Here is a 26392-nt window from a genome sequence, read left to right as displayed (position 1 = left end):
CACCTACCTTCTTAAGTGGATTTTTTATTTACTGCCTGAAACAACCATTAGTGATGATCGTTGCCACGCAGGTAAATGACCCAGTATGTCAACCCGACTAATAACCCACCACCGATGATATTCCCGATTGTTACCGGAATAAGGTTATCGATGATGAAATTCGTAATAGTCAGATGAGAAAAACTTTCCGGGCTGGAGCCAACTGCGGTCCAGAACTCCGGGCTAGCAAAGTTACGGATTACGATACCCATCGGAATCATAAACATGTTTGCGATACTGTGCTCAAAACCGCTGGCGACAAACATCGCTACCGGCAGCACCATAATCATCGCTTTATCCATCAGGCTGCGACCGGAATAACTCATCCACACGGCCATGCAAACCATCAGGTTAGCCAGAATACCCAGCGCAACAGCTTCGATAAAAGTGTGATGCACTTTATGGTCTGCGGTCTGCAGGACGTTTAAGCCCCAGCCACCGTTGGCGACCATATATTCGCCAGATAACCACATTAGCAGGACAAACAGCAGCGCACCTACCAGGTTACCGAAGTAGACGTTAATCCAGTTTCGGGCCAGTTGCCCCCAGGTGATACGCCCACTGGCTTTTGCCACGACAATCAGCACGGTTGAGGTAAAAAGATCCGCACCGCAGATAATGCAGAGGATCAACCCCAGGGAGAAGCAGATACCCCCAATCAGTTTAGCAATACCGTAGGGCATTGCCGCTGTGCCGGTGGTGGCGGTGATATAGAAAACAAAAGCAATAGAGATGAACACACCTGCGGTGATAGCCAGGTAGAAAGTCTTCAGCGGATGTTTAGTCGCTTTATAGACGCCAGCTTCTTCGGCAACTTTGGCCATTTCGGCTGGAAGGATAAGATCAAAAGGGTTGTCAGCTTTCACACTAACTCTCTCTTTATTAAGTCGGCGACGAGATACTAACAAAGCATTATAGAAGAGAATTTGATATGGATCATATCTCGCCTGGCTTATAGGACCGCAAAGAGCGTGGTTTTTCTACGAATGCGGAGTAACTTGTTGATTATATGAATAAAAATAAATTTTAAAAGTTATAAAATGAGTTGATTATTTTTATGAAGCCTCCGAAAAATCGTTAATTAAAATGGGGTAGTTGCCATAAGAAGTAACAATATTAGTCTGCAAGTAATAATACCATTTACCCGTATTTAACTTAATTATTACAATTGGCTGACATTGCAAAAATATAAATAAAAAGGGGCAATAAAATTGCCCCGTAATATAGCGTAGACCTGCTATGAAGCCTACATATTGTCGTGCTACTTGTCGTTATTTCGCCCAGAATGCCGTTTTGGCGCGTTGTAATTTTTCGTAAGCCGCTAACAGAGACTGATGCGCCGGAAATGCCTGCAGAGTACCGTCTGCCGGCTGCAGGTCATAGAACGGTGCTTCACCGCTCAACGCGGCGCTGGCCGCTTCAACGGCCTGCGCGCCGTACATGCGTACAAATGCATTCAGGTATTGCAGCGGCTCGCGATCCTCCTCCTGCGCCAGCAGCAGTAGCGTTTGCAGGCAGCGGTAGTAGTTGGCGCGTTCCGCGCTGAAGATGGATGCGTTGAATTCCATGGTCCATTCGGTCCAGGCCAGCGCCTGATCGAGATCGCCGCCTGCCAGCGCCAGCATCGCTTTTAACTCACCAATGCGCAGGGTGTACCAGCCATTGTCTTTACCGGTCGCCAGGCCCAGCAGTTCACGAACGCGGGTAAAATCATCGTGGCCTTCGTCGTCCAGTTGGGCGATAAGGTTGAGGTACTCCTCTTTCTCCCACTCGCTGCCTGGTAGTGACAGGATAGTTTCGCGCAGATGGCTGCCCATGGTGTTATTCGCCAGCCACAAATCTTCTGCCGGATAAATATCGGACATGCCCGGTACCAGAATACGGCAGGCGTACACGCCAAGGTGTTCGTAATCGGCGATATAAACTTCTTTATCTTCTGCATTGAAGATAGCCATCAGCGTGGCGAACTCTTCTTCGGTGGTCCCTGCAAAGCTCCAGTCAACGAACGGATAATCCGCATCCTGCTTAAACAGATCCCAGGAGATCAAACCGCTGGAATCGATAAAGTGCGTTTCGAGGTTGGCGTGTTCAGCCACTTCTTCGTCATCAAAGGTCGGTGGGGTAAAGACATCGAGATCTTTCAGACCGCGCCCCTGCAACAGCTCGGTGACTGTCCGTTCCAGCGCAACGCCAAAATCCGGGTGCGCACCAAAGGAGGCAAAGCAGGTACCATTCGCCGGATTAAACAGCACGACGCAGATCACTGGATATTTACCGCCCAGAGAGCCGTCGTAGGCGAAAATCGGGAACCCTTCGGCTTCCAGTTTGGCAATGGCTTCCACCACGCCAGGATAGCGGGCCAGTACTTCCTGCGGGATTTCCGGCAGGCTGATGCTCTCTGCGATGATACGGTTTTTGATATGGCGTTCGAACACCTCAGACAGGCCCTGTACACGGGCTTCGTTGCGGGTATTACCGGCAGACATGCCGTTGGAAACATACAGATTGCCGACGATGTTCATCGGAATATAGACCGTCTGCTCATCAGACTGGCGGGTAAACGGCAGGGCGCAGATACCACGCTCATCATTCCCGGATTGCAGATCGACCAACATCCCGGCGGCCAATTCGTTCTGTGGATCGTAGAACGCGCGCAGACGAGCATCGAGGATCCCCTCGGGTAGCGAGTCATCTTCCGGCAGCGGGAACCACTTTTCGTTCGGGTAGTGAACGAACGGGCCTTGCGCGATGGCATCACCCAGCCAGAAGTCAGCGAAGAAGTAGTTGGTAGAAAGACGCTCGAAGTACTCGCCCAGTGCAGAGGCAAGCGCAGCCTTTTTCGTTGCGCCTTTACCGTTGGTGAAGCACAACGCGCACTCTTTATCGCGAATATGCACGGACCAGACGTTCGGCACCGGATTCAGCCATGAGGCTTCTTCAATGTGAAAACCGAGGTCGGTGAGTTTTTGCTGGAAGCGGGCGATGGAGTCTTCCAGTGCGGCGTCTTTGCCGGGAATAAATGTTTGAGTCATGGCGGTCACTTTTTTCGTACGTAAAGCGCGCAATGATACGGGTTTTGCGTGACTGGCGCTATCTTCCGCGTCTGCCCGGCGAAAATAAAACAGCGGTCTATGCTTAGGGGGAGTAACCAACTGTTCACGGATGGAAAAATGAAAGCGTTCGACCTTCATCGCATGGCACTGGATAAAGTTCCCTTTGAATTTTTGTGGGAAGTGGCACTGCGCAGCCTTTATACCTTCGTTTTAGTCTTTTTATTCCTCAAGATCACTGGCCGACGTGGCGTACGGCAAATGTCGCTGTTCGAAGTCCTCATTATTCTGACGCTGGGTTCGGCAGCGGGAGATGTGGCCTTTTATGACGACGTTCCAATGCTGCCTGTGCTGGTGGTTTTTATTACGCTGGCGGTGCTTTACCGTCTGGTGATGTGGCTGATGTCGCACAGCGAAAAGCTGGAAGATCTGCTGGAAGGCAAACCGGTTGTGATTGTTGAGAACGGTGAGCTGGCATGGGAAAAATTGCATGAAGAGAACATGACTGAATTTGAGTTTTTCATGGAATTGCGCGTCAACGGTATAGAGCATCTTGGGCAGATTCGGCTGGCGATTATGGAGACCAATGGGCAAATCAGCGTCTATTACTTCCCCGACAACGAGGTTAAACCAGGGCTCTGTATTCTGCCGGAAGGATGCAGCGAACGATTTACCTCGGTGCCTGAATCGGGCGATTACGTTTGCGTACGTTGCAGTAAAATTGTCGCCTTGCAGGCGGGCGAAAAGCGATCCTGCCCGCGTTGTGCAAATCCGGAATGGTCGAAGGCCAGCAGGGCCATTCGGGTGACATAACAGGTTTTTTATCGGGCCCGGCTCGGCTGAGCAAAACATTCTGCTATGTGACTGAGCGCACATTTCCCCCTGCGCGGCTATTACCCATTGCGGCGCGTGACGCGCAATGATAAAACCGATGTCACAGGAATAACTTATTGCTTTTTAGCGTGGTGAGGGGAAATGACTCAGGTCTTCAATTTTAGTTCTGGCCCGGCAGTATTACCGGCGGATGTGCTCAAACAGGCGCAACAGGAATTGTGCGACTGGCAAGGTCTTGGCACTTCGGTGATGGAAATTAGCCATCGTAGTAAAGAGTTTATCCATGTGGCTGAAGAGGCGGAGAAGGACTTTCGCGATCTGCTGAACATCCCCTCCAACTATAAGGTTCTCTTCTGTCACGGCGGCGGCCGCGGTCAGTTTGCTAGCATTCCGCTCAATTTACTGGGTGATAAAACAACCGCTGATTATGTTGATGCCGGTTACTGGGCGGCAAGTGCGGTCAAAGAAGCGAAAAAATACTGCGTTCCACACGTTATTGACGCGAAAATCACTGTTGATGGCCTGCGTGCTGTTAAGCCGATGAGTGAATGGCAACTCAGCAATAACGCGGCTTATCTCCACTACTGCCCGAATGAAACGATTGACGGCATCGCGATCGATGAAACACCCGCATTCGCCAGTGATGTAGTGGTAACGGCTGATTTCTCTTCAACCATCCTGTCGCGCGAAATTGATGTCAGCCGTTTTGGTGTGATTTATGCGGGCGCACAGAAAAATATCGGTCCGGCAGGTTTAACGCTGGTGATAGTACGTGAAGATCTGCTGGGCAAAGCTCATGCGGCCTGTCCGTCTATCCTCGACTACAGCGTGCTGAATGAAAATGACTCTATGTTCAACACGCCGCCGACTTTTGCCTGGTATCTCTCAGGGCTGGTATTTAAATGGCTGAAAAAACAGGGTGGCGTCGCCGCAATGGAGAAAGTCAACCAGCAAAAAAGCGAGCTGTTGTATGGCGTAATCGACCGCAGCGACTTTTATCGCAATGATGTGGCGAAGTCTAACCGTTCACGCATGAACATTCCGTTCCAGCTTGCGGACAGCGCGCTGGACAAACTCTTCCTTGAAGAGTCGTTCGCTGCGGGTCTGCACGCGCTGAAAGGCCACCGCGTCGTTGGCGGTATGCGTGCCTCAATTTATAACGCGATGCCGCTGGCTGGCGTACAAGCGCTGACCGACTTTATGGTTGACTTCGAACGTCGCCACGGTTAATTGCTGTAGTCTGCATTCCCCGCAGTTGGACTGCGGGGTTTTATTTTGTCTGTAGAGAGTAAAGTTTCATGGAATCCCTGACGTTACAACCCATCGCGCGGGTAGATGGCACCATCAATCTGCCTGGTTCGAAAAGTGTCTCAAACCGCGCTTTGTTGCTTGCCGCATTTGCCCGTGGCACTACCGTTCTGACCAATTTGCTGGACAGTGACGACGTGCGCCACATGTTGAATGCCCTCAGCGCGCTGGGAGTTCATTATATCTTGTCTGCCGACCGCACCCGTTGTGAAGTGACCGGCGTGGGTGGTCCGCTGCACTCTGCGGAAAAACTGGAGCTGTTTCTTGGCAATGCCGGAACGGCAATGCGCCCTCTGGCTGCGGCGCTTTGTCTTGCGGCAAACGATTTGGTGTTGACCGGTGAACCGCGTATGAAAGAGCGCCCGATTGGACACCTGGTTGACGCGCTGCGTCAGGGTGGAGCGCAAATCGAATACCTTGAGCAAGAAAATTACCCCCCTCTGCGCCTGCGCGGCGGTTTTACCGGCGGTGACGTCAGCGTGGACGGCAGCGTTTCCAGCCAGTTCCTGACCGCATTGCTGATGGCAGCGCCGCTGGCGCCGAAGGATACCGTTATCACTATCAAAGGCGATCTGGTCTCTAAACCTTACATCGACATCACGTTGCATCTGATGGAAACCTTTGGCGTGGTGGTGGAAAACCAGCACTATCAGCGTTTCGTGGTTCGCGGCGGTCAGCAATATCAGTCTCCTGGCCAGTATCTGGTGGAGGGTGATGCCTCTTCGGCTTCTTATTTCCTGGCAGCAGGTGCGATCAAAGGCGGCACGGTAAAAGTGACCGGGATTGGACGCAACAGCGTGCAGGGCGATATCCGTTTTGCCGACGTACTGGAAAAAATGGGCGCGACGGTGGTCTGGGGTGATGACTATATTGCCTGTACGCGCGGCGAGCTGAACGCTATCGATATGGACATGAATCATATCCCTGATGCCGCAATGACTATCGCGACGGCTGCACTGTTTGCCAAAGGCACCACTACGCTACGTAATATCTATAACTGGCGAGTGAAGGAAACAGATCGTCTGTTTGCGATGGCGACAGAGTTGCGCAAAGTGGGCGCAACGGTGGAAGAGGGCGAGGATTATATCCGTATTACTCCGCCGGAAAAATTGCAGTTTGCGGAAATTGGTACGTATAACGATCACCGTATGGCGATGTGCTTCTCGCTGGTAGCGCTGTCGGATACGCCGGTTACCATTCTGGATCCGAAATGCACGGCGAAAACTTTCCCCGACTATTTTGAACAGTTAGCTCGCATCAGTACGCTCGCGTAACCCTCTTTGCTCCGGGCTGGTGTAAATCAGCCCGGCCTGCCGCACATTTCTTCTACACTCAGCTTCAGACCCTTCTGTTATTCGCACGCAGTAGTAACGATTGTGTGCATTGCCGCGTATAATGCGCGGCGTTTACGTAACGATATGCCTTGATTAAGGAGAAAAAGATGACGGCAATTGCCCCGGTAATCACCATTGATGGGCCAAGCGGTGCGGGAAAAGGCACGCTTTGCAAGGCAATGGCGGAAGCGTTGCAATGGCATCTGTTGGATTCAGGCGCAATTTATCGTGTGCTGGCGCTCGCTGCACTGCATCACCACGTCGATGTCACCTCGGAAGAGGTGCTGGTTCCGCTGGCGGCGCATCTGGATGTGCGATTTGTCTCAACCGACGGAAATCTGGAAGTAATCCTCGAAGGTGAGGATGTCAGCAGTGAAATTCGCACCCAGGAAGTAGCGAATGCAGCATCGCAGGTGGCTGCGTTTCCGCGCGTGCGTGAAGCGTTATTACGCCGCCAGCGCGCGTTTCGCGAAGCACCGGGTCTTATAGCCGATGGACGTGATATGGGGACGGTCGTTTTCCCCGACGCGCCGGTGAAAATTTTCCTTGACGCTTCTTCGGAAGAACGTGCGAATCGTCGCATGCTCCAGTTGCAGGAGAAAGGCTTTAGTGTTAACTTTGAACGCCTTTTGGCCGAGATCAAGGAACGTGACGATCGCGATCGTAATCGTCCTGTAGCGCCGCTGGTTCCCGCTGCCGATGCTTTAGTTCTGGATTCAACCAGTTTAAGCATTGAGCAAGTGATTGAGAAAGCGCTACAATATGCACGCCAAAAATTGGCTCTCGCGTAAGCGACCGAATTCGTAGTACCTGCTGCAATGGAATGTGAGCAGGCATGTGAAACAACCCCATCCGGCATGAAGCCAGGTGGACGTTAAATTGAAGAATCCTGAAGATTATCAATATGACTGAATCTTTTGCTCAACTCTTTGAAGAGTCCCTGAAAGAAATCGAAACCCGCCCGGGTTCTATCGTTCGCGGTGTTGTTGTTGCTATCGACAAAGACGTAGTACTGGTTGACGCCGGTCTGAAATCTGAGTCCGCCATTCCGGCTGAGCAGTTCAAAAACGCCCAGGGCGAACTGGAAATCCAGGTTGGTGACGAAGTTGACGTTGCTCTGGATGCAGTAGAAGACGGCTTCGGTGAAACCCTGCTGTCCCGTGAGAAAGCTAAACGTCACGAAGCCTGGATCACGCTGGAAAAAGCTTACGAAGACGCTGAAACTGTTACCGGTGTTATCAACGGCAAAGTCAAGGGCGGCTTCACTGTTGAGCTGAACGGTATTCGTGCGTTCCTGCCAGGTTCTCTGGTAGACGTTCGTCCGGTCCGTGACACTCTGCACCTGGAAGGCAAAGAGCTTGAATTCAAAGTAATCAAGCTTGACCAGAAGCGTAACAACGTTGTTGTTTCCCGTCGTGCGGTTATCGAATCCGAAAACAGCGCAGAACGCGATCAGCTGCTGGAAAACCTGCAGGAAGGCATGGAAGTTAAAGGTATCGTTAAGAACCTTACTGACTACGGTGCATTCGTTGATCTGGGCGGCGTTGATGGCCTGCTGCACATCACCGACATGGCATGGAAACGCGTTAAGCATCCGAGCGAAATCGTAAACGTTGGCGACGAAATCACTGTTAAAGTGCTGAAATTCGACCGCGAACGTACTCGTGTGTCCCTGGGCCTGAAACAGCTGGGCGAAGATCCGTGGGTAGCTATCGCTAAACGTTACCCGGAAGGCACCAAGCTGACTGGCCGCGTGACCAACCTGACCGACTACGGCTGCTTCGTTGAAATCGAAGAAGGCGTTGAAGGCCTGGTTCACGTTTCCGAAATGGATTGGACCAACAAAAACATCCACCCGTCCAAAGTTGTTAACGTTGGCGACGTAGTGGAAGTTATGGTTCTGGATATCGACGAAGAACGTCGTCGTATCTCCCTGGGCCTGAAACAGTGCAAATCCAACCCGTGGCAGCAGTTTGCTGAAACCCACAACAAGGGCGATCGCGTTGAAGGTAAAATCAAGTCTATCACTGACTTCGGTATCTTCATCGGCCTGGACGGCGGCATCGACGGCCTGGTTCACCTGTCTGACATCTCCTGGAACGTTGCAGGCGAAGAAGCTGTTCGTGAATACAAAAAAGGCGACGAAATCGCAGCTGTTGTTCTGCAGGTTGACGCAGAGCGTGAGCGTATCTCTCTGGGCGTTAAACAGCTCGCAGAAGATCCGTTCAACAACTACGTTGCACTGAACAAGAAAGGCGCAATCGTAAACGGTAAAGTCACTGCAGTTGATGCTAAAGGCGCAACCGTAGAACTGGCTGACGGCGTTGAAGGTTACCTGCGCGCTTCTGAAGCTTCTCGCGATCGTGTAGAAGATGCGACTCTGGTTCTGAATGTTGGTGATGACGTTGAAGCGAAATTCACCGGTGTTGACCGTAAGAACCGTGTAGTTAGCCTGTCTGTACGTGCGAAAGACGAAGCTGACGAGAAAGATGCTATCGCTTCTGTTAACAACAAACAGGAAGAAGGCAACTTCTCTAACGCTATGGCTGAAGCTTTCAAAGCAGCTAAAGGCGAGTAAGATCAAGTACCCAGAGTTATTTGCTCGGTAACTGGACGAAAGTCACACAGTTGCCGTGTGAATAACGATGAGTTACTTGACAGATTACAGGATTCGTCCTGTAATCAATGACAAAGGGCGGCTACGGCCGCCCTTGTTAAAGCTATTAAGCGAATATTGCGTTGAAGGAAACCGGAGGAATCATGACCAAGTCAGAATTGATAGAAAGACTTGCAAGCCAGCAATCGCATATCCCGGCTAAAGCCGTGGAAGATGCTGTAAAAGAAATGCTGGAGCATATGGCCTCTACTCTTGCCCAGGGTGAGCGCATTGAGATCCGCGGTTTCGGCAGTTTTTCCCTGCACTATCGTGCACCTCGCACCGGGCGTAACCCCAAAACAGGCGATAAAGTAGATTTGGAAGGAAAATATGTTCCACACTTTAAGCCGGGTAAAGAATTACGCGACCGCGCCAATATTTATGAGTAATTCTTAGCAAAAAGCAAAGAATTATATGTGAGAAGGCACCTGAAAAGGGTGCCTTTTTCATTTCCTGCTTTTCTTTTCCTGAAGCAGCCTCGCACATTTTTGCTGGTGTGATGTAACGCGATAAAAAACCAATAATTCACGCCGCAAATCTGAAAACACACGAAAGAAAATCAAGCCAGAGCTCCGCATACTTCTACTTCAACAAGGAGGTATGCATGGCGTTATCTACATTAGCCGCATGCATTATATTGGGCATTTTACCGCTGTTGTGGTTGCCGGCATTACCCGATATCCGCAGTATTTGGTGCGTCATAATGAGTGGATGCCTGCTGGCATGCGTACGGCCACGGCTTTTACGCTATGGCGGAATTACGCTACTCATTTTTGCCTGGGGCGTTTTGAACGCAATGCAGGCACTTTGGCCAACGGTGAACCTTCCGGGAGCGAACCGTCAGGTTGAAGTCATTATTACCGAAACAGACAATATGACCCGCCATCAGGCGAAGATAGTGAGTCTTAATGGTAAACGCCTGTTTCCGTCGGTTGGCGTAACGCTCTATGGTCAATATTTACCTTTCCCGGTCTGTACGGGGCAGCGATGGGCGATGACTGTTCGTGTACGTGCGATGCATGGCCAACTCAACGACGGAGGATTTGATTCTCAGCGCTATGCACTGGCGAGCCATCTTCCTCTTAGCGGTCGCTTTAGCGATGCGCGTTTAATCGAGCCAACGTGTAGCTGGCGTGCTGATTATCTTCAGTCGCTGACGCATACGCTTTCCCCTTACTCCTGGCGTCCGGTAATTCTGGCGCTGGGAATGGGGGAGCGTTCAGCACTCGAAAGCCCGGTAAAAGAGATTATGCGCCAGACTGGAACCGCCCATTTAATGGCGATATCTGGCCTGCATATCGCCCTTGCCGCGATGCTTGGCGGCGTTGTCACCCGCGGTATTCAGTTTTACTTCCCCGCTAGCCGGATTAACTGGGCCTTGCCGCTGCTCGCTGGGGTGTCGTGTGCCATCGGGTATGCATGTCTCACAGGTTTACAACCACCCGCATTGCGTACGGCCATTTCGCTTAGCGTCTGGGCTACGCTACGTTTTTCAGGTCGGTTATGGACGCCCTGGCAAGTCTGGCTCTGTTGTGTCGCCGCGATACTCTTTGTCGATCCGCTTTCTGTATTGTCATACAGCCTGTGGTTATCGGCCTTCGCGGTGGCAGCATTGCTGTTCTGGTATCAGTGGTTACCGATGCCAGCACAGCAACACTGGCTTATACATAGCGGTATGAGCTTGGTCCATTTGCAGATTGGGATGACGTTGTTACTGATTCCATTGCAATTATCTATATTCCATGGAATCAGCCTGAGCTCGCTGGTTGCCAACCTGGTGGCGATCCCTCTGGTAACATTTGTCACTGTCCCCCTGATTTTAATGGGAATGCTGCTGCACTTGACCGGGCCACCGCTAATTGAGGAAGTCTGCTGGTACCTTGCGGACCAAACGCTCGCATTATTGTTTGCTTTTCTGCAATGGTTGCCCGCGGGATGGGTCAATATTGATGCACGTTGGCAGGCAGCTGCCTGGGCACCATGGTTGATGCTGATCTGCTGGCGCCTGTCTCTGTGGCGTCGTATTCCTGCGCTGTGTCTGACTGGACTGGCGATACTGTTATTACCGTTATGGCGGACTGACCGGCCAGGAGAGTGGTCAGTACACATGCTGGATGTTGGGCAGGGGTTGGCAATGGTGATTGAACGCAATGGTAAAGCGATTCTCTATGACACCGGCGTTGCGTGGCCTGGTGGTGACAGTGGGCAGCAACTGATTATTCCGTGGCTGCGCTGGCACGCTCTACAGCCCGAGGGCATCATTTTGAGCCATGAACATTTGGATCATCGCGGTGGTCTGGCGTCGTTACTGAAAGTTTGGCCAGAACTGTGGGTACGCAGCCCATTAGGCTGGGCTGGTCATGCGCCCTGTTTTCGTGGGGAGAGATGGCAGTGGCAGGGGCTGACATTCAGCGCGCACTGGCCGCTACCGAAAGCGCAGACGCAGGGGAACAATCTCTCGTGTGTCGTGAAGGTGGAGGATGGGAAACACAGTATCCTGCTAACTGGAGACATCGAGACGCAGGGCGAGATGGCAATGCTCAGCCGCTACTGGCTGCATCTGCAATCGACACTTGTGCAGGTACCTCATCACGGAAGTAATACCTCGTCGTCTCTGCCTTTCTTGCAACGGGTAGAAGGCAAGGCGGCTGTGGCGTCAGCATCGCGGTATAACGCCTGGCGTTTCCCTTCGCTAAAGGTCGTAAAACGTTACCGGGAGCAGGGATATCGCTGGTATGACACTCCGCACCAGGGGCAGATAACCATCTCTTTTTCTCCTCAGGGCTGGGAAATCCATAGCTTACGGGATCAACTTTTACCGCGTTGGTATCATCAGTGGTTTGGCGTCCCAAACGATAACGGGTAGAATATGCGGCTATTTCAACAAGTGCTGGTTTTCTGAATGCAGAACGATAAAGATCTCTCCACATGGCAGACATTCCGCCGACTATGGCCAACTATTGCGCCTTTCAAAGCGGGTCTGATCGTGTCGGCGATTGCGTTAATCCTCAACGCAGCCAGCGATACATTCATGTTATCGCTGCTCAAACCGTTACTGGATGATGGTTTTGGTAAAACGGACCGTTCGGTGCTGCTGTGGATGCCGCTGGTGGTTATCGGGCTGATGATCCTCCGCGGTATCACCAGTTATATCTCCAGTTACTGCATTTCCTGGGTCTCGGGGAAAGTGGTGATGACCATGCGCCGGCGCCTGTTTAGCCACATGATGGGCATGCCGGTATCATTTTTTGATAAGCAATCGACTGGCACTCTGCTGTCGCGTATCACCTACGATTCGGAACAAGTGGCTTCGTCTTCATCCAGCGCTTTGATCACCGTGGTGCGTGAAGGCGCATCGATCATCGGTCTGTTCGTGATGATGTTCTGGTATAGCTGGCAACTGTCGCTGATCCTGATTGTGCTGGCGCCTATTGTTTCTGTCGCTATTCGCGTGGTATCTAAGCGTTTCCGTAATATCAGTAAAAACATGCAGAACACGATGGGGCAGGTGACCACCAGCGCGGAGCAGATGCTAAAAGGGCATAAAGAGGTGCTGATGTTTGGCGGTCAGGAAGTGGAAACCCACCGCTTTGACAAAGTCAGTAATAAGATGCGCTTGCAGGGGATGAAAATGGTCTCTGCCTCCTCTATTTCTGATCCTTTGATCCAGTTGATTGCATCACTGGCGCTGGCATTCGTCCTGTATGCCGCCAGCTTCCCAAGCGTCATGCAGACGCTGTCGGCTGGTACGATTACCGTTGTTTTTTCTTCTATGATCGCCCTGATGCGACCGCTGAAATCATTGACTAACGTTAATGCCCAGTTCCAGCGTGGTATGGCGGCTTGCCAGACGCTGTTTGCTATCCTCGACAGCGAGCAGGAAAAAGACGAAGGAACGCGTGTTATCGAACGCGCTCGCGGCGATATTGAATTCCGCAACGTGACGTTTACTTACCCTGGTCGTGATACGCCAGCGCTGCGCAATATCAACCTGACGATCCCGGCGGGTAAGACTGTGGCACTGGTGGGGCGCTCCGGTTCAGGTAAATCGACGTTGGCCAGCCTGATCACGCGTTTCTACGATATTGACGAAGGGCAGATCCTGATGGATGGTCACGATCTGCGCGAATACAAGCTCACATCGCTGCGTGACCAGGTCGCGCTGGTTTCCCAGAATGTGCATCTCTTTAATGATAGCGTTGCCAATAACATTGCCTACGCCCGTACCGAGGTGTACAGCCGTGAGGAGATCGAGAAAGCAGCGAAAATGGCTTATGCCTTTGATTTCATCAATAAAATGGATCAAGGCCTGGATACAATAATTGGTGAAAATGGGGTTCTGCTTTCCGGCGGCCAGCGTCAGCGTATCGCGATTGCCCGCGCGCTGCTGCGTGACAGCCCGATCCTGATCCTTGATGAGGCCACGTCAGCGCTGGATACCGAATCTGAACGCGCGATTCAGGCGGCGCTAAATGAGTTGCAGAAAAACCGTACCTCGCTGGTTATCGCCCACCGCTTGTCTACCATTGAACAGGCTGATGAAATTGTAGTGGTGGAAGATGGCTGTATCGTTGAGCGTGGCAGCCATGCCGAGCTGTTGGAGCACCGTGGCGTTTACGCTCAGCTTCATAAAATGCAGTTTGGCGCATGATTGCACGTATCTGGTCCGGTGAATCCCCGCTGTGGCTACTGTTATTGCCATTCTCCTGGCTTTACGGCCTGGTGAGTGGCGCAATCCGTCTGTCTTATCGTCTGGGACTAAAAAAGGCCTGGCGCGCTCCGGTTCCGGTGGTGGTGGTCGGTAATCTGACGGCTGGCGGTAACGGTAAAACACCGGTGGTTGTCTGGCTGGTTGAACAGCTTCAGCAGCGTGGTATCCGCGTGGGGGTAGTTTCGCGTGGTTATGGTGGGAAGGCAAAACGCTATCCGCTATTGCTGACGTCTGATACCACCACGGAAGAGGCTGGCGACGAACCTGTGCTCATTTATCAGCGCACGGGCGCGCCGGTTGCTGTTTCTCCCAACCGCCGTGAGGCGGTGGAAGCCATTCTGGCACAACATTCTGTGCAAATAATCGTGACTGATGATGGCCTGCAACACTATCGCCTGGCGCGAGATAAAGAGATTGTGGTCATTGATGGCGTCAGACGTTTTGGCAATGGCTGGTGGCTTCCTGCGGGGCCGATGCGTGAACGCGCTTCACGTCTGAAGACGGTTGATGCGGTGATCGCCAACGGCGGCGTGGCAAGAGCGGGTGAGATCCCGATGCGCCTGATTCCGGGGCTGGCCGTTAATTTGCGCACCGGTGAACGGCGCGAAGTACGCGAGCTGGTACCTTGCGTGGCGATGGCCGGTATTGGCCATCCCCCACGTTTTTTCGCTACGCTTAGTGAGTGCGGCGTGACGCCGGAACAGACTTTTGCGCTCGCCGATCATCAGGCATTAACCCAGACGGATGTTCAGGAGATGGTCAAACCGGGACAGACGCTGGTGATGACCGAAAAAGACGCGGTGAAATGTCGGTCCTTCGCTGAAGATAACTGGTGGTATTTGCCTGTGGACGCGCAGCTGGAAGGCGAACAGGCGAACTCGCTGCTGCAGGAATTGCTTACTCTGGCGCGCTGACGATTGCTGCATCGGCTGCGCCCTGTTAACTGAACAGGAATCTCCATGTCTGTGCCGCAACTCTCGTTAACATCTGCCCGTCATTTACATCTCGCCGCGCAAGGTTTACTGCGCAAACCTGCCAGACGCGCCGCACCTTCCGATATCCTCTCTACGATCCAGCGTATGTCGCTGCTGCAAATCGACACTATCAATATTGTTGCCCGTAGCCCTTATCTGGTGCTGTTCAGCCGCCTCGGAGCGTATCCGCAGCACTGGCTCGATGACGCGCTACGCCGCGGTGAACTGATTGAATACTGGGCACATGAAGCCTGCTTCCTGCCGCGTGATGATTTTGCCCTTGTGCGCCACCGCATGCTGGCGCCTGACAAGATGGGCTGGAAGTACCGTAAAGAGTGGATGCAGGAGCATGTCGAAGAGATTGAGCAACTTGTTGCCCATATCGAGCAAAATGGGCCGGTGCGCTCAGCCGATTTTGAACACCCGCGTAAGGGAGCCAGCGGCTGGTGGGAGTGGAAACCTCACAAGCGTCATCTGGAAGGATTGTTTACGGCCGGGAAAGTGATGGTTGTCGAACGCCGTAATTTCCAGCGTGTCTATGATCTCACGCAGCGGGTGATGCCACACTGGGATGATGAGCGGGACGTGCTGTCGCAGGAGGCTGCGGAGTACAGAATGCTGGAAAACAGCGCCCGCAGCCTCGGGTTGTTTCGCGCTCAGTGGCTGGCAGACTACTATCGTTTGCGGCAGCCAGCATTGCCGTTGTTGCTGGAGCAGTTGCAGGAGGCCGGGCAAATTTATCCGGTCAATGTTGAAACCCTTGGCCCGGCCTGGCTGCACGCCTCGCTATTGCCGCTACTGGCAACGGCGCAGGAGGATAAACTCACCGCCACCCACAGCGCGGTACTGTCACCGTTTGATCCGGTGGTCTGGGATCGCAAACGGGCAGAGCAGTTTTTCGATTTCAGTTATCGCCTGGAGTGTTACACCCCGGCCCCTAAGCGGCAGTTTGGCTATTTCGTGTTGCCGCTGCTCCATCGTGGGCGTCTGGTGGGGCGCATGGATGCCAAGATGCACCGCAAAGAGGGCGTACTGGAAGTGATTGCGCTCTATCTTGAGGACGGGGTTAAGCCTGGCCGCACGCTGGAAAAGGGGCTGCAAAATGCCATTACGGAATTCGCTCGCTGGCAGGGAGCCCGGAGGATCACGTTTGCGCGTCTGCCGGACGGGCTGTTTTCTGCCTGCCGCAGCGGTCTGGAAATAGACGCGGTGTAAGAAATGAATGTGATAAGCTTAACTCATTAATTGTCGGTGTATCAGGAGGAAAGATGGATCACCGTTTGCTTGAAATTATTGCCTGTCCGGTATGTAACGGCAAACTCTACTACAGCCAGGATAAGCAAGAGCTAATCTGTAAAATCGACAGTCTGGCCTACCCGGTGCGGGAAGGCATTCCGGTCTTGCTGGAAACCGAAGCGCGTTCGTTAACTGCGGAAGAGAGCCGGCCATGAGTTTCGTTGTGATTATTCCTGCGCGTTATGCCTCCACGCGTTTGCCGGGAAAACCTTTGGTGGATATCAACGGTAAACCAATGGTGGTGCATGTGCTGGAACGTGCGCGTGAATCCGGCGCCGATCGCATCATTGTGGCAACGGACAACGAAGAGGTGATGCGCGCGGTGCAGGCGGCTGGCGGCGAAGTTTGTATGACCCGCGCCGATCACCAGTCCGGAACCGAGCGTCTGGCCGAAGTCGTTGAAAAATGCGGCTTCAGCGACGATACGGTGATAGTGAATGTTCAGGGCGACGAGCCGATGATCCCGCCAGCGATCATTCGTCAGGTGGCTGAGAATTTGAGCATCCGCAATGTGGGTATGGCAACGCTCGCCGTACCCATTCACAGCGCAGAAGAGGCGTTCAATCCCAACGCCGTTAAAGTGGTGATGGATGCCGAAGGTTATGCGCTGTACTTTTCCCGCGCCACGATCCCATGGGATCGCGACCGTTTTGCGCTTTCTCGTGAAACGATTGGCGACACTTTCCTGCGCCATATCGGTATTTACGGTTATCGCGCTGGGTTTATCCGCCGCTATGTCAGTTGGCAAACCAGCCCGCTGGAGCAAATCGAAATGCTGGAGCAGCTCCGTGTGCTCTGGTATGGCGAGAAGATCCACGTCGCCGTGGCAAGCGTTGTGCCGGGTACCGGTGTGGATACGCCAGACGATCTTGAACGCGTCCGCGAGGCGCTGCGTTAAACTTTTCATCCCCTCTGACCTGAGGGGATTTTCCTTTTCCCGTCAAATTCCTGCGTTGTTTTGATCTTACCAGGGTGACATCCGTCCTGCGGGCGCTCATTATAAAAGCAGTCGTTTTTGTGAGGGCATTCTGCTATGGAACAACTGCGCGCTGAACTGAGTCATCTGCTGGGAGAAAAACTGAGCCGCATGGAGTGTGTCAGCGAAAAGCCTGATTCTGTACTCTGGTCGTTGTATGACAGCCAGGGAAATCCGATGCCGCTGCTGGCCCGGAGTTTCACTACGCCGGGTATTGCTCGCCAGTTGGCCTGGAAGATCTCAATGCTGGCAAGGAGTGGTGCAGTGCGGATGCCGGTGGTCTACGGGGTGATGACACATGAAGAACATCCAGGCCCCGATGTATTGCTGATTGAGCGTCTGCGCGGCGTGCCTGTTGAAGCTCCGACGCGCACGCCGGAGCGCTGGGAACAGTTAAAAGATCAGATTGTTGAGGCGCTGCTTGCCTGGCACCGTCAGGACAGCCACGGCTGCGTCGGCATGGTCGATAGCACCCAGGAAAATGTCTGGCCGTCATGGTACCGCCAGCGCGTGGAAGTGCTGTGGACGACCCTCAATCAATATCAGAATACCGGGCTAACCATGCAGGACAAGCGGCTATTGTTCCGCACCCGTGAATGCCTGCCCGCGCTGTTTGACGGTTTCAATGATAACTGCGTGCTGGTGCACGGCAGCTTTAATTTGCGCAGTATGCTGAAGGATGCCCGCAGCGATCAGCTACTGGCGATGGTGGGGCCTGGCATTATGCTGTGGGCGCCCCGTGAATATGAGCTGTTTCGCCTCGTTGATGGGGCGCAGGCGGAAGGGCTGCTCTGGCACTATTTACAGCGCGCGCCAGTGGCGGAATCTTTCCTCTGGCGGCGCTGGCTCTATCTGCTCTGGGACGAAGTGGCGCAGCTGGTGAACACCGGCAGATTTAACCGCGCCAATTTTGATCTCGCCTCGAAATCACTGCTCCCCTGGCTGGTCTGAACTGCCTTTCAGCCACTGCCAGATACGCCCCAGCGTCTCATAACCTACCCGGTCGCTGTGCATCAGCCAGACCGGGGAGGGAATAATGCGTTCCCACGGATTCAGCGGCGACTCAATCGCCATCTGGTTTGCCGGCGCGGGGAGCGGATGCAGCCCGGCATGCTGGAAGAAAATCATCGCTCGCGGCAAATGGGATGCGGAGGTCACCAGCAGAAATGGCGCATCGCCGATGGCTCGTTTCACCGCCGCGGCTTCTTCTTCCGTATCTTTTGGATCATTCAGCGTGATGATTTCGCTGCGCGGGACGCCAAGGCTTTCCGCCACGCGTGCGCCGGCTTCTGCCGTGCTGACCGGGTTGGTTTTCGCCGCCGCGCCGGTAAAAATCAATTTCGCGCCCGGATTGGCCTGCCAGAGGCGAATCCCTTCATTCAGGCGGGGCAGACTGTTATTAATCAGATTTGAGCTGGGCGCCCAGGCATCATTCCAGGTGTAACCACCGCCGAGGACGACGATATATTTCACCGGCTGTGTGCCGCGCCAGGTGGGATATTTCGCTTCGATAGGTTTTAGCAGACCATCCGCGACCGGTTGCAGGCTTAACAGCAGCAAAACCAGCCAGCCGAAAGTAATACATGTCTTACCCGTTTTCTGCCAGCGGCTGAACCAGACAAGCATAACCCCCAGCCCGATCACCAAAAGCAAAAAAGGCAGGGGAAGCATCAGGCCGCCCAGGAATTTTTTTAGGGTGAAAAGCACCGGAACCGTCTCCTTTTTGAGCATACAGCAAGTGATTTCAACCGATCTTACACCAGATGGGTTCATTCTCGTCACGGCTGTGACAAAATAGCGGTTTTGTCAAAAGCGTGGAGCGTGCATGCAGGATCGTAACTTCGACGATATCGCGGAGAAATTCTCGCGCAACATCTACGGCACCACCAAAGGGCAGTTGCGCCAGGCGATCCTGTGGCAGGATCTTGATGTGCTGCTGGCAACGCGCGGCAATGTCCCGTTGCGGGTTCTGGATGCTGGCGGAGGTGAAGGGCAAACGGCGATTCGGATGGCGCAGTTGGGCCATCACGTTACCCTGTGCGATGTGTCGAAAGAGATGATCGCGCGCGCGCAAACCGCAGCAGAGGCGAAAGGTGTGAGCGGTAACATGCATTTTGTACAATGCGCCGTTCAGGATGTGGCAGAGCATTTGGAATCGCCCGTTGATCTGATATTGTTCCATGCTGTGCTTGAATGGGTTGCAGAACCGGTATTTGCGTTAGAAATATTGTGGTCGGTGCTGCGCCCGGGCGGCGCGTTGTCATTGATGTTTTATAATGCCGACGGTCTGCTAATGCACAATATGGTGGCAGGGAATTTCGACTACGTGAAAGCAGGTATGCCAAAACGTAAAAAACGCACCCTTTCCCCGGACTATCCGCGTAATCCTGCGGACGTTTACGGCTGGCTCGAACAGATTGGCTGGCACATTACCGGTAAAACCGGCGTACGGGTTTTTCACGATTACCTGCGTGAAAAACATCAACAGCACGACTGTTTTGACGCATTGCTCGAGCTTGAAACACGCTTTTGTCGTCAGGAGCCGTATATCAGCCTTGGCCGCTATATTCACGTGACAGCACTTAAGCCGCAAATCGATGGAAGGACAAACGATGAGTGAATTTTCCCAGACAGTCCCCGAACTGGTTGCCTGGGCCAGGAAAAATGATTTCTCCATCTCGCTGCCGGTCGACAGGCTCTCTTTTTTGCTGGCTATCGCCACGCTCAACGGTGAGCGTCTTGATGGCGAGATGAGTGAAGGTGAATTGGTCGACGCGTTTCGTCACGTCAGTGAGGCGTTTGAGCAAACCAGCGAAACCATCGTTCAGCGCGCCAATAACGCTATCAATGACATGGTGCGTCAGCGTTTGTTAAACCGCTTTACCAGCGAACTGGTAGAAGGCAATGCGATCTACCGTCTGACGCCGCTCGGCATCGGCATCACTGATTACTACATCCGCCAGCGTGAATTTTCCACGCTGCGCCTCTCTATGCAGTTGTCGATTGTGGCCAGCGAGCTAAAACGTGCTGCTGACGCGGCGGAAGAGGGCGGCGATGAATTTCACTGGCATCGCAACGTCTTCGCGCCGCTGAAATATTCAGTGGCGGAGATTTTCGACAGCATCGATTTGACCCAGCGCCTGATGGATGAACAGCAGCAGCAGGTGAAAGATGATATCGCCCAGTTGCTGAATAAAGACTGGCGGGCGGCCATTTCCAGCTGCGAGCTTTTGCTGTCAGAAACCTCCGGTACACTGCGTGAATTGCAGGATACGCTGGATGCTGCCGGGGACAAACTTCAGGCGAACCTGCTGAGCATTCAGGATGCTACCGTAGGCCGCGACGATCTGGAGTTCCTCGATCAACTGGTGTTCAACCTGCAAAGCAAGCTGGATCGCATTGTGAGCTGGGGCCAACAGTCGATCGATCTGTGGATCGGTTACGACCGCCACGTGCACAAATTTATCCGTACCGCTATCGATATGGATAAAAACCGCGTCTTCGCTCAGCGTCTGCGCCAGTCGGTGCAGTCTTATTTTGATGCGCCATGGGCATTGACCTACGCCAACGCCGACAGGCTGTTGGATATGCGTGACGAAGAGATGGCGCTGCGCGATGAAGAAGTGACCGGCGAACTGCCGCCGGATCTGGAATTCGAAGAGTTTAACGAAATCCGCGAGCAGCTGGCGGCAATGATTGAGCAGCAACTGGCGATTTATAAAACCAAAGGTGTGCCGCTGGATCTTGGGCTGGTCGCCCGCGAATATCTGACGCAGTATCCGCGTGTCCGGCATTTCGACATCGCGCGTATTGTCGTCGATCAGGCGGTACGTCTTGGCGTAGCGCAAGCAGATTTCACCGGACTGCCACCGAAATGGCAGCCGATTAATGATTACGGAGCCAAGGTACAGGCGCATGTCATCGACAAATATTGAACAAGTGATGCCGGTTAAACTGGCGCAGGCGCTGGCTAACCCACTGTTTCCGGCGCTCGACAGCGCATTGCGCTCAGGACGGCATATCGGCCTTGACGAGCTGGATAATCATGCCTTTTTGATGGACTTTCAGGAGTATCTGGAAGAGTTTTACGCGCGTTACAACGTTGAGCTGATCCGTGCGCCGGAAGGTTTCTTCTATCTGCGCCCGCGCTCCACCACGCTGATTCCGCGTTCGGTGCTTTCCGAGCTGGATATGATGGTGGGTAAAATTCTCTGCTACCTGTACCTGAGCCCGGAGCGTCTGGCGAATGAAGGGATCTTCACGCAGCAGGAGTTGTACGATGAACTGCTGTCGCTGGCCGATGAACCGAAACTATTGAAACTGGTCAACAACCGCTCAACCGGCTCCGATCTTGACCGGCAGAAGTTGCAGGAAAAGGTACGCTCCTCGCTCAACCGTCTGCGTCGCCTTGGCATGATCTGGTTTATGGGCAATGACAGCAGCAAATTCCGCATCACGGAATCGGTGTTCCGCTTTGGTGCAGATGTCCGCTCCGGCGACGATCCGCGCGAAGCGCAACTGCGTATGATCCGCGACGGTGAGGCCATGCCAGTCGAAAACCACTTGCAGCTCAATGATGAGCCTGAAGAAAATCAGCCGGATAGCTCGGAGGAAGAGTAATGATCGATCGCGGTAAATTTCGTTCGCTAACGCTGATTAACTGGAACGGCTTTTTTGCCCGCACCTTTGACCTGGATGAGCTGGTTACCACGCTTTCCGGGGGGAACGGCGCCGGGAAATCCACCACCATGGCGGCGTTTGTCACGGCGCTGATCCCCGATCTGACGCTGCTGCACTTCCGTAACACCACCGAAGCGGGCGCAACCTCCGGCTCCCGCGATAAAGGGCTGCACGGTAAGCTGAAAGCCGGTGTCTGTTATTCGGTGCTGGATGTGATCAACTCCCGCCATCAGCGCGTGCTGGTGGGGGTACGTCTGCAACAGGTCGCCGGGCGCGATCGTAAAGTGGATATTAAACCTTTCGCCATTCAGGGCTTGCCGACCTCCATACTGCCGACGCAGTTGCTGACCGAAACGCTGAACGAGCGCCAGGCGCGCGTGCTTTCGTTGCAGGAAGTGAAAGACAAACTGGATGCGATGGAAGGGGTGCAGTTTAAGCAGTTCAACTCCATCACCGATTACCACGCGCTGATGTTCGATCTGGGCATCGTCGCGCGTCGTCTGCGTTCCGCATCGGATCGCAGCAAATTCTATCGCCTGATCGAAGCCTCGCTGTACGGCGGGATCTCCAGCGCCATTACCCGCTCGCTGCGCGACTATCTGTTGCCGGAAAACAGCGGCGTGCGTAAAGCGTTCCAGGACATGGAAGCAGCGCTGCGCGAAAACAGGATGACGCTGGAAGCGATTCGCGTGACCCAGTCGGATCGCGATCTGTTCAAACATTTGATTAGCGAAGCCACCAACTATGTGGCGGCGGATTATATGCGCCACGCCAATGAGCGTCGCGTGCATCTGGATAAAGCGCTGGAGTTCCGCCGGGATCTGTTTACCTCGCGCCAGCAGCTGGCAGGCGAGCAGTATAAGCATGTCGATATGGCGCGCGAGCTGGCGGAACATGCCGGTGCGGAAGGCGATCTGGAAGCCGATTACCAGGCAGCCAGCGATCACCTGAACCTGGTGCAAACGGCGCTGCGCCAGCAGGAAAAAATCGAGCGCTATGAAGCGGATCTCGAAGAGTTACAGATTCGCCTCGAAGAGCAGCACGAAGTGGTGGCTGAAGCTGCCGAGCGCCAGGAAGAGAACGAAGCCCGCGCCGAAGCCGCCGAGCTGGAAGTGGATGAGCTGAAGAGCCAGCTTGCCGATTACCAGCAGGCGCTGGATGTGCAGCAAACCCGCGCTATTCAGTACAACCAGGCGTTGCAGGCACTGGAGCGGGCAAAAGAGCTGTGCCGTCTGCCGGATCTGACGTCGGAAACCGCTGATGAATGGCTGGAAACTTTCCAGGCTAAAGAGCAGGAAGCGACCGAAAAACTGCTGTCGCTGGATCAGAAATTAAGCGTTGCCCAGACCGCGCATAGCCAGTTCGAGCAGGCTTACCAACTGGTTGCCGCCATCAACGGTCCGCTGGCGCGTAATGAAGCCTGGGAAGTGGCGCGCGAGTTGCTGCGCGATGGTGTAAATCAGCGTCATCTGGCCGAACAGGTGCAGCCACTACGCATGCGTCTGAACGAGCTGGAACAGCGTCTGCGCGAACAGCAGGAAGCTGAGCGCCTGTTCGCCGAGTTCTGCAAGCGTCAGGGCAAACAGTATGACGTCGAAGAACTGGAAAATCTGCATCAGGAACTGGAAGCGCAAATCGCTGCGCTTTCCGATAACGTTGCCGCTGCCGGTGAACAGCGGCTTGCGCTGCGCCAGGAGCTGGAACAGCTGCAATCGCGCATTCAGACGCTGACCAAACGCGCGCCGGTATGGCTGGCGGCGCAGAACAGCCTGACGCAACTGAGCGAGCAGAGCGGTGAAGCGTTCGAATCTGGCCAGCAAGTGACGGAATACCTGCAACAATTGCTGGAGCGTGAACGCGAAGCGATCGTTGAGCGTGATGAAATTGGCGCGCGTAAACGTGCCGTCGATGATGAAATTGAACGTTTAAGCCAGCCTGGCGGTGCGGAAGATAGCCGTCTGAACGCGCTGGCCGAACGTTTTGGCGGTGTGCTGCTGTCGGAAATTTATGACGATGTCAGCATCGACGATGCGCCCTATTATTCAGCGCTGTATGGCCCGTCGCGTCACGCTATCGTGGTTCCTGATCTGTCGCAGGTGGCGGAGATGCTGGAAGGGCTGGAAGATTGCCCGGAAGATCTCTATCTGATCGAAGGCGATCCGCAATCCTTCGACGACAGCGTGTTCGCCGTCGACGAGCTGGAAAAAGCGGTGGTGGTGAAAATCGCCGATCGCCAGTGGCGTTATTCGCGGTTCCCGACGCTGCCGCTGTTTGGCCGCGCGGCGCGTGAAAGCCGTATCGAAAGCCTGCACGCCGAGCGTGAAGAGTTGGCCGAGCGTTTTGCGACGCTCTCTTTCGATGTGCAAAAAACGCAGCGTCTGCATCAGGCATTCAGCCGCTTTATCGGCAGCCATCTGGCGGTTGCGTTTGAGGACGATCCGGAAGCGGAAATCCGCGCACTCAACAGTCGCCGCGGCGAGCTGGAACGTGCTATCAGCAACCATGAAAACGACAACCAGCAAAACCGCGTGCAGTTTGAACAGGCGAAAGAGGGCGTTGCCCAGCTTAACCGCCTGCTGCCACGCGTGAATTTGCTGGCTGACGATACGCTGGCCGATCGCGTTGATGAAATACAGGAACGCCTGGACGAAGCGCAGGAAGCCGCGCGCTTTATTCAGCAGTTTGGTAACCAACTGGCAAAACTGGAACCGGTCGTTTCGGTATTGCAAAGCGACCCGGAACAGTTCGAGCAGTTAAAAGCCGATTATGCCGCATCCCAACAGGTGCAACGCGACGCTCGCCAGCAAGCGTTTGTACTGGCGGAAGTGGTACAGCGCCGTGCGCACTTCAGCTACTCCGATTCAGCGGAGATGTTCAACGGCAACAACGATCTGAACGAGAAGCTGCGTCAGCGTCTGGAGCAGGCGGAAGCCGAACGTACCCGGGCACGTGAAGCGATGCGCAGCCATGCCGCGCAGTTCAGCCAATACAACCAGGTGCTGGCCTCGCTGAAAAGTTCGTTTGATACCAAAAAAGAGCTGCTTAACGATCTGCAAAAAGAGTTGCAGGAGATCGGCGTGCGCGCCGACGGCGGTGCAGAAGAGCGGGCGCGTATTCGTCGTGATGAACTGCATGCGCAGCTCTCCACCAACCGCGCGCGTCGCAATCAACTGGAAAAAGCGCTCACCTTCTGTGAAGCGGAGATGGATAACCTGACCCGCAAACTGCGCCGCCTGGAGCGCGATTATCACGAAATGCGCGAGCAGGTGGTAACGGCAAAAGCGGGCTGGTGCGCGGTAATGCGCATGGTGAAAGACAATGGCGTTGAGCGCCGTCTGCACCGTCGCGAACTGGCCTATCTTTCGGCTGACGAACTGCGTTCCATGTCGGATAAAGCGCTGGGTGCGCTGCGTCTGGCGGTGGCGGATAACGAACATCTGCGCGATGTGCTGCGGATGTCGGAAGATCCGAAACGTCCGGAACGTAAGATCCAGTTCTTTGTCGCGGTGTATCAGCATCTGCGCGAACGTATCCGTCAGGATATTATTCGCACTGACGATCCGGTGGAAGCGATCGAACAGATGGAGATCGAGCTAAGCCGCCTGACGGAAGAGCTGACCTCGCGTGAGCAGAAGCTGGCTATCAGTTCTCGCAGCGTGGCGAACATCATCCGCAAAACCATTCAGCGCGAGCAGAACCGTATTCGCATGCTGAACCAGGGGCTGCAAAGCGTTTCGTTTGGTCAGGTCAACAGCGTGCGGCTGAATGTGAACGTGCGGGAAACCCACGCGACGCTGCTGGCGGTGCTTTCTGAACAGCATGAGCAGCATCAGGATCTGTTTAACAGTAACCGCCTGACCTTCTCGGAAGCGCTGGCGAAACTCTATCAGCGTCTGAATCCGCAAGTCGATATGGGCCAGCGGACGCCGCAAACCATCGGTGAAGAGCTGCTCGACTACCGCAACTATCTGGAGATGGAAGTGGAAGTTAACCGTGGTTCCGACGGCTGGCTGCGTGCGGAATCGGGTGCGCTGTCGACCGGTGAAGCGATCGGTACCGGGATGTCGATTCTGGTGATGGTGGTGCAGAGCTGGGAAGACGAAGCCCGTCGTCTGCGCGGCAAAGACATTTCGCCGTGCCGCCTGCTGTTCCTCGACGAAGCGGCGCGTCTTGATGCCCGCTCCATCGCAACGCTGTTTGAGTTGTGCGAGCGTCTGGAGATGCAGCTCATTATCGCGGCACCGGAAAATATCAGTCCGGAAAAAGGCACCACCTACAAACTGGTGCGTAAAGTCTTCCAGAATCATGAGCATGTACACGTCGTGGGGCTGCGCGGTTTTGCCGCCCAACTGCCGGAAACGCTCCCTGGTACGGCGGATGCCTCTTAACGATCGGGCAGATGACAAAGGCGACAGCGATGTCGCCTTTTTTATGACGGAAAGGGGCGCTGCGGCCTGTGCTTCATCTTTAAATTTCTTTACATTAGGTAAGGCAAATGCTTTTTTGTCTTTATATACTGAGAAAAGGTGACGCA

The 26392-nt window shown here is 54.0% G+C and carries 20 protein-coding genes; 17 read left to right on the top strand and 3 right to left on the bottom strand.

Going from position 1 to position 26392, the window contains the following annotated elements:
* Window positions 1–47 precede the first annotated feature (47 nt).
* Both focA and ycaO read right to left on the bottom strand, forming a co-directional pair.
* Window positions 48–905: a formate transporter FocA gene (focA, locus tag AWR26_RS16700; RefSeq protein ID WP_035885860.1), complete on the bottom strand. Its 858-nt coding sequence runs from the start codon at window positions 903–905 to the stop codon at window positions 48–50.
* 405 nt (window positions 906–1310) lie between these two features.
* A complete protein-coding gene (gene ycaO, locus AWR26_RS16695) occupies window positions 1311–3071 on the bottom strand; it encodes a 30S ribosomal protein S12 methylthiotransferase accessory factor YcaO (RefSeq protein WP_064569041.1) in 1761 nt (586 codons plus the stop codon).
* Between the two features lie 138 nt (window positions 3072–3209).
* Here ycaO and AWR26_RS16690 point away from each other — a divergent pair, with 138 nt between their 5' ends.
* The 13 genes from AWR26_RS16690 to AWR26_RS16630 all read left to right on the top strand — a co-directional run bounded on the left by AWR26_RS16690 (window position 3210) and on the right by AWR26_RS16630 (window position 18129).
* A complete protein-coding gene (locus AWR26_RS16690; protein WP_064567503.1) occupies window positions 3210–3902 on the top strand; it encodes a DUF421 domain-containing protein in 693 nt (230 codons plus the stop codon).
* A 162-nt stretch (window positions 3903–4064) separates the two neighbouring features.
* A complete protein-coding gene (serC, locus tag AWR26_RS16685) occupies window positions 4065–5153 on the top strand; it encodes a 3-phosphoserine/phosphohydroxythreonine transaminase (protein ID WP_064567502.1) in 1089 nt (362 codons plus the stop codon).
* A 68-nt stretch (window positions 5154–5221) separates the two neighbouring features.
* Entirely contained in the window at window positions 5222–6505 is a 1284-nt protein-coding gene (gene aroA / locus AWR26_RS16680; RefSeq protein WP_064567499.1) for a 3-phosphoshikimate 1-carboxyvinyltransferase, read from the top strand.
* A 167-nt stretch (window positions 6506–6672) separates the two neighbouring features.
* Window positions 6673–7356: a (d)CMP kinase gene (cmk, locus tag AWR26_RS16675; RefSeq protein ID WP_043954046.1), complete on the top strand. Its 684-nt coding sequence runs from the start codon at window positions 6673–6675 to the stop codon at window positions 7354–7356.
* Between the two features lie 113 nt (window positions 7357–7469).
* On the top strand, window positions 7470–9143 hold the full coding sequence (rpsA, locus tag AWR26_RS16670) for a 30S ribosomal protein S1 (protein ID WP_017456188.1): 1674 nt from the start codon (window positions 7470–7472) through the stop codon (window positions 9141–9143).
* 182 nt (window positions 9144–9325) lie between these two features.
* A complete protein-coding gene (ihfB, locus tag AWR26_RS16665) occupies window positions 9326–9610 on the top strand; it encodes an integration host factor subunit beta (RefSeq protein WP_007374142.1) in 285 nt (94 codons plus the stop codon).
* Between the two features lie 215 nt (window positions 9611–9825).
* The gene (locus tag AWR26_RS16660; protein ID WP_064567497.1) at window positions 9826–12087 is read left to right on the top strand and encodes a ComEC family protein; all 2262 of its coding nucleotides are present in this window, start codon (window positions 9826–9828) and stop codon (window positions 12085–12087) included.
* Window positions 12088–12123: 36 nt separating this feature from the next.
* Window positions 12124–13872, top strand: a complete 1749-nt coding sequence (gene msbA / locus AWR26_RS16655) for a lipid A ABC transporter ATP-binding protein/permease MsbA (protein WP_064567495.1) — start codon at window positions 12124–12126, stop codon at window positions 13870–13872.
* Window positions 13869–14846, top strand: coding sequence for a tetraacyldisaccharide 4'-kinase (lpxK, locus tag AWR26_RS16650; protein WP_064567493.1), 978 nt, complete (start codon window positions 13869–13871; stop codon window positions 14844–14846). Before msbA ends, lpxK begins: the two co-directional genes overlap by 4 nt.
* 45 nt (window positions 14847–14891) lie before the next feature.
* On the top strand, window positions 14892–16121 hold the full coding sequence (locus AWR26_RS16645; protein WP_064567491.1) for a winged helix-turn-helix domain-containing protein: 1230 nt from the start codon (window positions 14892–14894) through the stop codon (window positions 16119–16121).
* Between the two features lie 53 nt (window positions 16122–16174).
* Entirely contained in the window at window positions 16175–16357 is a 183-nt protein-coding gene (ycaR, locus tag AWR26_RS16640) for a protein YcaR (protein WP_007374147.1), read from the top strand.
* Window positions 16354–17100: a 3-deoxy-manno-octulosonate cytidylyltransferase gene (gene kdsB / locus AWR26_RS16635; RefSeq protein ID WP_064567489.1), complete on the top strand. Its 747-nt coding sequence runs from the start codon at window positions 16354–16356 to the stop codon at window positions 17098–17100. The genes ycaR and kdsB overlap by 4 nt, the downstream gene beginning before the upstream one ends.
* Before the next feature lie 135 nt (window positions 17101–17235).
* Window positions 17236–18129: a YcbJ family phosphotransferase gene (locus AWR26_RS16630; protein ID WP_043954039.1), complete on the top strand. Its 894-nt coding sequence runs from the start codon at window positions 17236–17238 to the stop codon at window positions 18127–18129.
* On the opposite strand, the gene elyC is transcribed toward AWR26_RS16630, so the two are convergent.
* Window positions 18106–18885: an envelope biogenesis factor ElyC gene (gene elyC, locus AWR26_RS16625; protein ID WP_064567487.1), complete on the bottom strand. Its 780-nt coding sequence runs from the start codon at window positions 18883–18885 to the stop codon at window positions 18106–18108. The genes AWR26_RS16630 and elyC overlap by 24 nt on opposite strands.
* 118 nt (window positions 18886–19003) lie before the next feature.
* On the opposite strand from elyC, the gene cmoM reads away from it, so the two are divergent.
* The 4 genes from cmoM to mukB are packed head-to-tail and all read left to right on the top strand — an operon-like array spanning window position 19004 to window position 26246.
* Window positions 19004–19798: a tRNA uridine 5-oxyacetic acid(34) methyltransferase CmoM gene (gene cmoM, locus AWR26_RS16620; protein ID WP_064567485.1), complete on the top strand. Its 795-nt coding sequence runs from the start codon at window positions 19004–19006 to the stop codon at window positions 19796–19798.
* Complete coding sequence (gene mukF, locus AWR26_RS16615) at window positions 19791–21113, top strand: chromosome partition protein MukF (protein WP_043954038.1); 1323 nt, start codon at window positions 19791–19793, stop codon at window positions 21111–21113. The genes cmoM and mukF overlap by 8 nt, the downstream gene beginning before the upstream one ends.
* Window positions 21094–21798 (top strand): chromosome partition protein MukE, encoded by a 705-nt coding sequence (mukE, locus tag AWR26_RS16610; protein WP_043954037.1) that lies wholly within the window; start codon window positions 21094–21096, stop codon window positions 21796–21798. Before mukF ends, mukE begins: the two co-directional genes overlap by 20 nt.
* On the top strand, window positions 21798–26246 hold the full coding sequence (gene mukB / locus AWR26_RS16605; protein WP_064567483.1) for a chromosome partition protein MukB: 4449 nt from the start codon (window positions 21798–21800) through the stop codon (window positions 26244–26246). The genes mukE and mukB overlap by 1 nt, the downstream gene beginning before the upstream one ends.
* Window positions 26247–26392 lie beyond the last annotated feature (146 nt).

It is taken from the genome of Kosakonia oryzae (assembly GCF_001658025.2).
GTDB classification, from domain to species: Bacteria; Pseudomonadota; Gammaproteobacteria; order Enterobacterales; family Enterobacteriaceae; genus Kosakonia; species Kosakonia oryzae.
Note: the sequence above shows the minus strand (reverse complement) of the source record. Positions and strands in the feature narration are given on the sequence as shown.